Annotated in this window: 7 protein-coding genes; 4 read left to right on the top strand and 3 right to left on the bottom strand. The window is 61.4% G+C overall.

The features are described from left to right. Nucleotides 1-222: 222 nt before the first annotated feature. Nucleotides 223-1,512 carry an MFS transporter gene (locus tag BMZ10_RS07290; RefSeq protein WP_093459315.1) on the bottom strand — a complete coding sequence of 430 codons (1,290 nt, stop codon included), beginning with the start codon at nucleotides 1,510-1,512 and terminating at the stop codon, nucleotides 223-225. 289 nt (nucleotides 1,513-1,801) lie between these two features. Between BMZ10_RS07290 and BMZ10_RS07285 the strand changes: the two genes are divergently transcribed. Together BMZ10_RS07285 and sthA are read left to right on the top strand one after the other, a co-directional pair. Next, entirely contained in the window at nucleotides 1,802-6,358 is a 4,557-nt protein-coding gene (locus BMZ10_RS07285) for a dermonecrotic toxin domain-containing protein (RefSeq protein WP_093459314.1), read from the top strand. A gap of 400 nt (nucleotides 6,359-6,758) precedes the next feature. Next, nucleotides 6,759-8,153, top strand: a complete 1,395-nt coding sequence (gene sthA, locus BMZ10_RS07280; RefSeq protein ID WP_093459313.1) for a Si-specific NAD(P)(+) transhydrogenase — start codon at nucleotides 6,759-6,761, stop codon at nucleotides 8,151-8,153. A 42-nt stretch (nucleotides 8,154-8,195) separates the two neighbouring features. Here sthA and BMZ10_RS07275 read toward each other — a convergent pair whose 3' ends face one another. Together BMZ10_RS07275 and BMZ10_RS07270 are read right to left on the bottom strand one after the other, a co-directional pair. Further along, nucleotides 8,196-8,918 carry a glycerophosphodiester phosphodiesterase gene (locus BMZ10_RS07275; protein WP_093459312.1) on the bottom strand — a complete coding sequence of 241 codons (723 nt, stop codon included), beginning with the start codon at nucleotides 8,916-8,918 and terminating at the stop codon, nucleotides 8,196-8,198. A gap of 37 nt (nucleotides 8,919-8,955) precedes the next feature. Beyond that, on the bottom strand, nucleotides 8,956-9,543 hold the full coding sequence (locus BMZ10_RS07270; protein ID WP_093459311.1) for a PilZ domain-containing protein: 588 nt from the start codon (nucleotides 9,541-9,543) through the stop codon (nucleotides 8,956-8,958). A gap of 126 nt (nucleotides 9,544-9,669) precedes the next feature. On the opposite strand from BMZ10_RS07270, the gene BMZ10_RS07265 reads away from it, so the two are divergent. Then, nucleotides 9,670-10,920, top strand: coding sequence for a lipoprotein-releasing ABC transporter permease subunit (locus BMZ10_RS07265; protein ID WP_093459310.1), 1,251 nt, complete (start codon nucleotides 9,670-9,672; stop codon nucleotides 10,918-10,920). 7 nt (nucleotides 10,921-10,927) lie between these two features. Continuing rightward, nucleotides 10,928-11,611, top strand: a complete 684-nt coding sequence (gene lolD, locus BMZ10_RS07260; protein WP_177182059.1) for a lipoprotein-releasing ABC transporter ATP-binding protein LolD — start codon at nucleotides 10,928-10,930, stop codon at nucleotides 11,609-11,611. Nucleotides 11,612-11,661 lie beyond the last annotated feature (50 nt).

Raw genomic sequence — 11,661 nt, 5'->3', positions numbered from 1 at the left:
ACGCCGCACGCTGTGTCGAAAGAAACGCTCCGATGGTTCGGGGCGTTTTTTTTGGGGGGGCTCTATCGAGTGGAAATCGAGTGCTGGTGGGTGCCGGACTCGTCTCGCCTGCCGTGAACGACGCGGGCGTTTGCTGTCGATGCTGCCGCAGGCGTGGGACAACAAAAAACGCCCCGACTATGTCGAGGCGTTTTCGCGTATCCAGTGTGAAGCGTCTAGCCCTTAGCCGGCGACTGCTTCCATCCGTGCCTGACCACCTTTGCGGAACAGCACCAGCGTCGCGATCAGACCCAGCACCGCCGCGCCGCTGAGCCAGATGCCCGGCGCTGCCTTGTTATCCAGCACATGAATCAGATACGTACAGGCCGCCGGGGTAAAACCACCGAACGTTGCGGTTGCCAGGCTATAAGCCAGCGAGAACCCTGTCGTGCGCACTTCAACCGGCATGATCTCAGTCAGCGAGACAACCATTGCGCCGTTGTAGGAGCCATAAAGAAACGACAACCACAGCTCGACCATCAGCAAGTTGGCGAAGCTCGGGTTCGAGGTCAGCCAGGACAGGGCAGGGTAAGCCGTGACGATTGCGAGAATGGTCGCCGCCAGCAGCAAGGGTTTGCGACCGATCTTGTCAGACACCGCGCCCATCACCGGCAGCCAGATGAAGTTCGAAATACCCACGCATACGGTCACCAGCAAGCTGTCCAGATCGGACAAGTGCAGCTCGTTTTTACCGAACGTCGGGGTGTACGCCGTGATCAGGTAGAACGACACCGTGGTCATCACCACCAGCGCCATACCCGCGATGACCAGGCCGAAGTTCTGGCCGATGGACTTGACCACTTCGCCCAGGCTCGGGCGGTGATGCTGGGCGCGGGCTTCGAACTCTGGGGTTTCTTCCAGCGAGCGGCGGATGACGAAGATTGCCGGAACGATCATGCAGCCGACCAGGAACGGAACGCGCCAGCCCCACTGACCCATGTCTTCAGGACTCAGCCAATGGTTGAGCGCAACGCCCAGCAGACCGGCGAAGACTACTGCGGCCTGCTGACTGGCGGACTGCCAGCTGACGAAGAAGCCTTTACGGCCCGGCGTGGAGATTTCAGCGAGATACACCGAAACGCCGCCCAGTTCCACGCCCGCGGAGAAGCCTTGCAGCAATCGGCCGATCAGCACCAGCAGCGGCGCAGCGACGCCCAGCGTGGCGTAGCCCGGCACGCAGGCAATCAGGATCGTACCCATCGCCATCATGGCCAGGGTAATGATCAGGCCTTTTTTACGGCCGTGGTGGTCGATGTACGCGCCGAGGAAAATCGCACCCAGCGGGCGCATGAGGAAGCCGGCACCGAAGGTGGCCAGCGACAGCATCAGTGAGGCGAATTCGCTGTCGGCAGGAAAGAAGGTTTTGGCGATGGCCGTGGCGTAGAAGCCATAGACCATAAAGTCGAACATTTCAAGAAAGTTACCGCTGACAACGCGAAAAATCGCCTTGCCTTTGCCTGTGGTCGAGGCCATCTGGAATTACTCACTTAGGCTGTCTAGCTTGGGGATCCGTTGTATTTATGCGTCCTCTGCTGCGCGGCTCGCCGGTCATCTCGCGCAGCGCAGATTTGTAACGATATGTGTAAACAAGTGGGTTGGCAATCAGAAGACCATCGCGGCCATTGCACCGTTCGCCCCGTGTCGTCGGAAACAATATTTATGTATCCCACCTGTCAGCCGGCTCATGCATTAACTCGCCGCTACTGATTCTCACTGCCCTATGGGTGAGAAAAATGAGCAATAACTGCGAGTTGAATCCAAAATGAGTACAAAGTTTGACCTGATCGACGCCTTTTCACTGCGTCCAACCGTTTCAAGTGTGGCGCTCGAGCGCCTGTCCGCGGCCCTCGATCAACGATTTCCCGGCAAAGGCCTGCTTCCTGACGTCTGCGTGATTACCCGAACAGCGGCAGATGGCGAGAAAAAGTCTGAGACGCTGCTGGCCAACTTGCTGTACGTCTTCGCGAAAAAGCGCACGCCGCGCTGGAGCAGCGAAAAAAACCAGTTAGTGGTCAATCCATCGGCGACTGTGCCGGTCGTGATCCCGATCGACTTCGAGCAGCTCGGGGTCATTGTGGACAGTGTTGCACTGGCGCTGGCTGACGATTTCGAGCGGGCAATGGTGGAATTCTGGCGTCGGTCGCAAGCGGGCGGGAAAAGCCCTTGGGCGCTTGTGTCCGCCACGCTCAGACAAAATCTGGCGAGCACTGTGTCGAGCCATCCTGTTCTGAGCGACGCACAGCGCGCACTGATAACCGCGATTACCTCGTTTGGCGAGAAAAGTCAGCGAGATTTCATGCTCAAGATCACTGACAAGGGTCAGGGCGATGTCATCCGTGCCTGTGTTGTCGATCGCGCGCCGCAGCCGCAACCCTGGCAGCTGCCGGCGCCGTGGCTGGCGGTGACCGGGAAGTGGCAAGGCGTGGAGGTGTTTATGAGCTGGCAACCCGCTGGCGATTTGCAAACTCATGCTTCGCTGCTCGCGCTTGAAGACGCCCTGAGCCTGACCGCTGCCGAGACTGGGCAAGCCCCGGGCGGTTGCCTGCGCGAAACCGAAGATGACATCTTCGATGTGCTCGCCCAGGTGGTTTTGGAGAACCAGTTGCAGGCACTGCGCAGCGTTGATCTTGCGCAAGCCAACACCGCTGCGGAACTCGAACTGCGTCTGAGCAGCATTCTGGACATCACCCACGTGCTGTATGCCCGGCAGCCGGGTGTCGCCCAGTGGCAGCATCTGCCCCAGTGGTTGCGTGATGCACGCCCGGGCGACCGGCTGGAATTCAGTCGCAGAACCGCTGCGCTCGCCAGTGCTCAGGCGCAGAGCGGCGGGCAAAGTTTCAGCGACGGTCTGCCGTCGTTGCTGGCCTATGCCAACGAGCAACTGCAGAAGAAAATCGACCTCGACCATCCAGAGGGCCGCGACCTGTCGGTCGCCAGTCTGGATGTGCTGATCAATAAGGTGACAGGCGCTGCCGTGGCGTCCGGCGGACAAGTCGTTGCGCTTGGCCGCGTCGAGCCGGAGCGAACGAGCGTGGCCGAGTTCGCCCTCGGCAACCTGTCCAGCCTACCGAGCGGCACGCTTTCGGTGGTGAGCCGTGACGGCTCGCAGGTGCCGGACTGGTTCACGTCCGATTACCTGAAATTGCTGGTCTGCCATGTCGACATCGGCCGCACCTATCCTGCGCTGGTTCAGCGTGTGTTGATTGACGATCAGGCACAGCGTACGCGTCGTCAGGCATTGTTCGCTCGCCAGTTGAGCATCCAACTGCCGCTCAAAGCGCTGGAACAAAAGCTGCGCGGCGAGGGCATCAGCAAGAAAGGCTATCGCCGCGTCGCGGCCATCATGCAAACGGTCGGTCAGCGCGACAGCGAATCGCGGCATACCGTGGTCATGCCGCTGGCATTTCGTGCCTCGGCCGGGCGTGCTGCCGACAGGGTCGTCGATATGTTCGTGATCGCGGACCGTGATCCCACCGTGGGCCCGGTGGTGCTGTATCGACCCTTGTCGAGCCACGGCCTGACCGAGTTCGAATCCTGGGGCGCCCTGCGAGCGGCGATTGCAGCGCCGGGCGACCTGCAAAATGAAGTGCTGGCGTGGATGAGCGAGCAGGCACGGTCGATCTATGCCAACGGCGGATTCGACGAGCCGCATCTGCTGCGCTTCGGCCTGGGCTCGGACTTCGCACCAATCGAAACGCCCCAGCCAGCGCAACTGGTGCACGAGGCAGTTGCCGGTGACCTGATGACGATTTTGTATGACGCCAATGCACAAGCACTGGTGGAGCTCGCAGACCGGCAGTCGGTGTCCGATTCGGAAAGTCGCTGGACAATGCTCAAACGCGGCGGATGGCTGGCGTTGAACGCCGTCATGCCGTTCATCTCCGGGACAGCGGGCACGGCGCTCTGGCTGGTGCAGCTGATGAGCGATGTGCAAGCGGTGCTGGCCCAGGCGCCAGGCGATGACGGTCATCAGCGCTCGGTGCAAATGGGCGAATTGCTGCTAAGCCTCTCCATGATCCTGCTGCATCAAGGCCTGTCGCCAGGCGCCCGTACGCCTGTCGTTCGACGACCACAGGGTGAAACTCAGCGCACGCCAGTCGTTGCGCATCCCGTCGCTCAGTTCGAGCCGACAACAGCGGGGACGGTGCTCGATTTTTCCTGGACCAGCATGAACAACAGGCTGACCCCGTCCCAGTCTGCGGCCCTGCAGCGATTCAAAGTCACGGATCGTCCCGCGCTTGAGCCGCCTTCCGACGCGCCGGAATTCGAGGGCCTTTGTCGTGGTGCCGACGCCTGGTATGCGTCGGTGGGCGACGATCTTTTTCAGGTTCACAGGCGTGGTGAAGAGCTGTTCGTCGTCGATCCCCTGGACGCAAAGGTAACCGGTCCGCGCCTGGTGCGCGACGGCGCCGCGTGGCGCCTTGATCTTTCACTGCGCCTGCGTGGCGGCGCGCCCAAGCGCAATGTACGCCAGATGGCTTTGGACAACGCTGCCACCCTCAAGCGCGTCGTTGCGCAGAAAACCGCGTTGGTGAAACGTCAGGCGGCACTGATCAAAGAGATCGCCGACTACGACAAGTCCCTGCAAACCGTCCCCGCGCCGATGCGCGGGCAAGTGACCACGATGTTCGAAGCGGCGCTGCGCGAAACCATCGAGATCATCGAGAAAAAACAGGCGCTGGACCAGGAGCTCAGGCCGGCGGACCGAATGGGCGAGAAGGCCTACGGCAAGGACCTGCAAGGCATCAGCCGTCGGGTGTGCCTGTTTGAAGGCATCCTGCTGAACGACATGCTTGAGTCAGCCCGAGAAGATTCGGAGCGCATGAGCGCGATGTCTGGCGATTCGGTCACCGCCAGTAACGTCGACATCTACCTGGGCCTGTTCGAGAAAGTGCTGGCACTGCAGGAGAACGGCGTGCACTGGTCCGGCGTCCGGGAAAAGCTCTGGCAGCAACTGCGTGAAGTGCCCAAGGTCGGCGAGGCCTACTGGCGCGAGGAGGTCATTGAGCTGCACGACAGCAACATGTTCACCGCGCTGGAATGGAAAATCAGCCGCATGTGGTCGTACCTTGAGCTGTGTTTCAGTCGAGAAAGCATTCTGCAGCGACGCGAGGCGCTCGCCCTGAAAGCCCTGCGGCTCGACGAGCCATTGCATGCCGCGCTGACGTCGCACGTGGAGCTGGAGAAGCCCAACGACTATTCGATCGACGAGCAGATCGGCGTGCTCGAAAGTTCGCTCAGGGAATACAACCGCGCGTCGATCATCGCCATGTCGGTCTTCGAGAGCGAGCCTGCTGCGGTCGAGAAAGCCCGTTTCAGCGCCTTTCTGGACGATCTCAGCGCCATCAGCGATAACGCCGAGGCACGCCTGTCGGACCTGATTCGTGAAACGCAGGAGCCGGCGCTGAAACCATCGGAATACGCCCCGCGGGTCAAGCAGCCATGCCGCCGGGTGATCAAAACGCAGGGCCAGCGGACGTTGATCGGTCGTCTGCGTGAGGGTGAGGAGCCGCTGCACGGCGAAGTGGTCGAGGTCAAGGATACGGTCGGCAAGCGGGTCATCGGTTCCTATCACCAACATGCCGAAGGCGAATGGGTCGAACTCGAGACACAGCGTCCGCTGCCCGCCGTGAAGGAAAGCGTTGTAGCGCTCTCGGAGCTTCTGCGTCGCGGCCGGGCGCTGCTCGAACGCGTGGAGCCTGATATCGCCAGCGCTCAGCGTCAGGCCAAGCGTGTCAGCGAGCCTGAAGACATGGAAGACATTCTTGTGCAGAAGGCCGACAGGCTGCGGGATCTGGCCGGCAGGCTGGGCATGCATGAGGGGGATGAGCAACTGACCGACGAAACCCGTGCCACTCTCGCGACTGTATTGAAGGATTTGCGGGCCGGTGAGGCGCGACTGCGTGAACAGGGCCGCAGTCTGCGCATCGCCATGATCAAGCGTCAGCCGCCGACCGCGGCGCGGGTCAATTACCTGTACCGGCAGCGGGAAGTCGACATCGCCCGTGTCGACGGACGCAAAAACATGTCGGGGGCTCGACGTAATGACTTCATGCAGGAGTACGTCATTCGCGACAAGGATCACAGCGTGCTGTGGTGGGCGCACTTTCACTATGCCAGTGAGGCCGACGCGGACGTTGCGTTTACGGCGGCGCACCTGAAACTGCCCGACCAGCGCTTTCTCGGCTACAAGGCGCTGGTGAAGGCCGCCAGAGACAATAAAGAGGTGGTCAGCATTTATCGCAGCGCGATCGGCAAGGACCTGGCCACGCGCCTGTTTCTGCAGCCGGCCGGAAGTCCGGTGCAGCCCAACGACTAAGCGTCGGCAGGGTTGAGCCGCAGCCTGTTGCATTCCGCAGCCGTGCAGTTCGAGGCTCGCCGCAGGCAAGACCGCCAGCCCCTGATCGGGCTGGCGGTTTTTGTCATGGGCGAAAAAACGCACGGGTTTTCGCGCAATCGCACAAATTCTCAGCTTTTTTCATGCGCCGTCACGCCAACGGATTTATCATCCGCTGCAGTTTGTCGCGCGACGGCTTTTCCAGCGTTCCGCGCACTGTGGCGCACACACGTTTGGCCCGGGACGCGACCAAGGGTTAATGTTCGCTCCGCCGCCGGGCGTTTAGACTGCGCCGCGAATATCGATTCTTCATGCCGCCGGCTGCGGTGTGAGTTAGCCGGAGACGCCAGAGTGGTGTCTCGGCCTGTTCTGAGGAGTACGCATGGCTGTCTACAACTACGACGTAGTGGTGCTGGGTTCGGGTCCGGCAGGTGAAGGCGCGGCAATGAACGCCGCCAAGGCTGGGCGCAAGGTGGCCATGGTCGACAGCCGCCGGCAGGTCGGCGGCAACTGCACTCACCTAGGCACGATTCCGTCCAAGGCGCTGCGTCACTCGGTCAAGCAGATCATCCAGTTCAACACCAACCCGATGTTCCGGGCCATTGGCGAGCCGCGCTGGTTTTCCTTCCCTGACGTGCTGAAGAACGCCGAGAAGGTCATCAACAAGCAGGTGGCCTCGCGCACCGGTTACTACGCCCGCAATCGCGTCGACGTGTTCTTCGGCACCGGCAGCTTTGCCGACGAGCGCACCATCGACGTGGTCTGCAACACCGGCGTCGTGGAAAAACTGGTCGCCAATCAGATCATCATCGCCACCGGCTCGCGTCCTTATCGTCCTGCCGATATCGACTTTTCCCACAAGCGCATCTACGACAGCGACACCATTCTCAGCCTCAACCACACTCCGCGTAAGCTCATCATCTACGGCGCTGGCGTGATCGGCTGCGAATATGCGTCGATCTTCAGTGGCCTGGGTGTGGACATCGAGCTGATCGACAACCGCGACCAGTTGCTGAGTTTCCTCGACTCTGAAATCTCCCAGGGCTTGAGCTATCACTTCAGCAACAACAACGTGATGGTGCGGCACAACGAGGAATACGAGCGCGTCGAATGCCTGGAAAACGGCGTGATCCTGCACCTCAAGTCGGGCAAGAAGGTCAAGGCCGACGCCTTGCTGTGGTGCAACGGCCGCACCGGCAACACCGACAAGCTCGGCCTGGAAAACGTCGGCATCAAGGCCAATGGCCGTGGGCAGATCGAGGTCGATGAAACCTACCGCACCAGCAAGCCGAATATTTATGGCGCCGGCGACGTGATCGGCTGGCCGAGTCTGGCCAGTGCCGCGTATGACCAGGGGCGTTCGGCGTCGGGCAGCGCGGTCGACAATGGCGCATGGCGCTTCGTCAATGACGTGCCGACGGGCATTTACACCATTCCGGAAATCAGCTCCATCGGCCAGAACGAACACGACCTGACCGTGGCCAAGGTGCCGTACGAAGTGGGCAAGGCGTTCTTCAAGAGCATGGCGCGCGCGCAGATCTCCAACGAGCCGGTCGGCATGCTGAAGATCCTGTTCCACCGCGAGACGTTGCAGATCCTCGGCGTGCATTGCTTCGGCGACCAGGCGTCGGAGATCGTGCACATCGGTCAGGCAATCATGAATCAGCCGGGCGAGTTGAACAGTCTCAAGTACTTCGTCAATACCACGTTCAACTACCCGACCATGGCCGAGGCCTACCGGGTCGCGGCCTACGACGGCCTCAACCGGCTTTTTTGAGCGGCTCCGGCCGGTGGCCTGAGCCGGCCGGGGAGACCGATTTCAGTAATTCCCGAGCGTGGCGCTGGCCAAACCGGGAAAGTCTGTAATCAGGCTGTCAACGCCGAAGTCGGCGAGTCTGCGCATCAGCGCAGGCTCGTTGACCGTCCACACCGACACATGCAGGCCCAGCGCCTGCGCTTTCTTCAGGCGTTCGGGCGTACAGAGCGTCCAGTTCAGCGCCAGTATCTCGCAGCCATACCCCACCGCGACTTTCAGCGGGTCCAGCCATGCATATTCCGCCACCAGCCCTCGGGACAGATCCGGCGTCAGCTCAAGGGCGGCGCGCAGCACTTCCCGCGAGCTCGATGTAATGGTCACCTTGTCCAGCAGGCCGTGGCGCTGAGCCAGTTCGCGTATCGCTAGCACCGTGGTCGCTGCGCGCGTGCGCGAGGCGCTTTTGACTTCCAGCTGCCAGTGGTCGAAGGCGCATTGCTCGAACAATTCCTCCAGACGCGGGATGGGGCAGGGCTGCACCCAACCCGGGCCACCCTTGCGCGCGTCATAGGTCACAAGGTCGGCGGCGTCGTGCTCGACCACCTTGCCGCGCCTGTCGGTAGTGCGTTTGAGGGTCGGGTCGTGGATCACCATCAGCTCGCCGTCGCGGGAGAGATGAAGGTCCAGTTCGCAACGCTTGACCCCGTGCTTGAGGCATTCCTGAAAGCTGGTCAGGGTGTTTTCCGGTGCTTCGCCCTTGGCGCCGCGGTGGCCGTAAATTAAGGTCACAATTGTTCCTCGAATGCGCGCTAAGGCTGGAATCGGTTCATTTCACTTCAGGGTCGTTTTGCTCACGGGCCTGGCGCCGTTGCGCAGCCTGTCGTTGCAGAATGTGTCGGGCCAGCAACTGGCGCTGCGCATCGCTCAGGTCGATCCATTCGGTACCGACCTCGAAGTCGCCGATGGTCAGCGACTGGCATTGCGTCACTCTGGCCCGCAACATCATCCCGGAGGCCTGCGGCATCAGCACCATTTTCACCGACAGCAGGCTGCCAACGGAGAAGGGCTGATGGGATTCGAATTGCAGACCACCCTCCGACATGATCACCCGCTGCGGCGCGCCCAGCTTGCCGAGCACGGTTTGAGCCACGACCTGACCGAGCAGATCGATGCGCTTGCTCATGGCCCGCAGAAAGCTGTTGGTGGTGCGGTCGCGATCATCGAGCTGGCGCAGCAGGTGCTGGGATTCGAACTCGGCGACGTGCAGTTCGCTCAGCAGATCGAACAGCGTGGAGGTGTCGTGCAGACCAGGTTCGTCGAGGGCGCCGGGACCGGGAATGCGGTTAATTTCCAGTGCGACGCTGTCCTCGATACGGTAGTATTCGCGGCGTTCTTCATCATCTAGTGTCGGCATGGCGAACCCATGGTAGCGGCGGTTGTCAGAGTGATTGCTCAGAATCGTAACCTAGTGATTCGAGTGTAAAGCCGCAGGCCCAGGCCCGCCACAAGGACGTTCCCATTCCTCCGAACAAGCCCCTAAATGTTCAGACCTCTTTTTGTATTCATCGGCACGCGTTACACCCGTGCAAAACGCCGTAATCATTTTGTCTCCTTCATTTCCCTGACATCGATGATCGGTCTCGCCCTGGGCGTAGTCGTGATGATAGTCGTGTTATCGGTCATGAACGGCTTCGATCATGAAATGCGTACCCGCGTCCTGGGCATGGTGCCGCACGCGACCATCGAATCCGGTGAGCCTATCGGCGACTGGCAGGCGCTGGCGGACAAGGTCAAACGCAACCCGCAGGTCGAAGCCGTTGCGCCGTTCACGCAGATGCAGGGCCTGCTCACCAATAACGGCAATGTTCAGAAGATCCTGCTCAATGCCATCGACCCGGTTCAGGAACGCAAAGTTTCGATCATCGACGGCTTCATGAAGCAGGGCAGCCTCGACGACCTCGTCACGGGCGCTTTTGGCGTGGTGATCGGGGACAAGGCCGCGACCAAACTGGGCGTCGGGGTCGGGGACAAAGTGACCTTCGTTTCACCTGAAGTCACGGTCACGCCAGCCGGGATGTTTCCGCGCATGAAGCGTTTCACGGTTGTGGGGATTTTCCACGTCGGCGCAGGCGAACTGGACGGTTATCTTGGCGTGACCAACCTGCAGGACCTGGCCCGGCTGCACCGCTGGAAGCCTGAGCAGGTGCAAGGCCTGCGCCTGAAGTTCACCGACCTGTTCAAGGCGCCGCGCACCGCTTACGAAATCGCCCAGAGCCTGGGCGAGCACCAGTATTATTCCCGCGACTGGACCCGAACCCACGGTAACCTGTATCAGGCGATCGGCATGGAAAAATCCATCATCGGCCTGCTGTTGTTGCTGATCGTCGCGGTGGCAGCGTTCAACATCATTTCCACGCTGGTGATGGTGGTCAACGACAAGCGCGGCGACATCGCCATCCTGCGTACGCTGGGCGCGACACCGGGCCAGATCATGGCGATCTTCATGGTCCAGGGCACCGTGATCGGCGTGGTCGGCACGTTGATCGGCGCGGGCGTGGGCATTCTCGCCGCGCTCAACGTCAGCTCGGCGATCTCCGCGCTGGAGGGCCTGATCGGTCACAAGTTTCTCAACGCGGATGTCTATTTCATCGACTATCTGCCTTCGCAATTGATGGCCGAGGACGTGCTGCTGGTGTGTGGTGCGGCCCTGGTCCTGAGTTTCCTCGCGACCCTGTATCCAGCCTGGCGTGCGGCGCGCACCCAGCCGGCGGAGGCGCTACGTTATGAGTGAGTCGGGCATGAGTGATAAAGCTGTATTGAGTTGCCGCAATCTGGGCAAATCCTACGAGGAAGGGCCGGAGTCCGTGGTAGTCCTCTCGGGCCTGCAACTTGAACTGCACGCGGGCGAGCGCGTGGCCATCGTCGGCAGCTCCGGTTCCGGCAAAAGTACCTTGCTCAACCTGCTCGGCGGCCTGGACACGCCCACCGAAGGCAGCGTCTGGCTGGCGGGCGAGGAGCTCTCCGCGTTGAATGAAAAGGCCCGTGGCCTGTTGCGCAACCGGGCGCTGGGTTTCGTTTACCAGTTCCACCACTTGCTGCCGGAGTTCACCGCGCTGGAAAACGTCTGCATGCCGCTGCTGATCGGCAAGACGCCGATCCCTGAAGCCCGTCAGCGCGCGACCGCTTTGCTGGAGCGGGTCGGCCTCAAGCACCGTCTGGCGCACAAGCCTTCCGAACTCTCCGGCGGCGAACGTCAGCGCGTGGCGATCGCGCGCGCGCTGGTCAATCAGCCCGGGCTGGTCATGCTCGATGAACCGACCGGCAACCTCGACTCCCACACCGCGCAAGGTATTCAGGACCTGATGCTGGAGCTCAGCACGTCGTCGCGCACCGCGTTTCTGGTGGTGACTCACGACATGGCGCTGGCCCGGCAGATGGACCGCGTCTGGCGTCTGGAAGAAGGCCGCCTCGTCGAGGCGTGATGCATTGAACCCGGCGCTCCTATGGGGTGCCGGGGTGATCCTATTCAGCT

It is taken from the genome of Pseudomonas sp. NFR16, from assembly GCF_900108875.1.
Classification (GTDB): Bacteria; Pseudomonadota; Gammaproteobacteria; order Pseudomonadales; family Pseudomonadaceae; genus Aquipseudomonas.
Note: the sequence above shows the minus strand (reverse complement) of the source record. Positions and strands in the feature narration are given on the sequence as shown.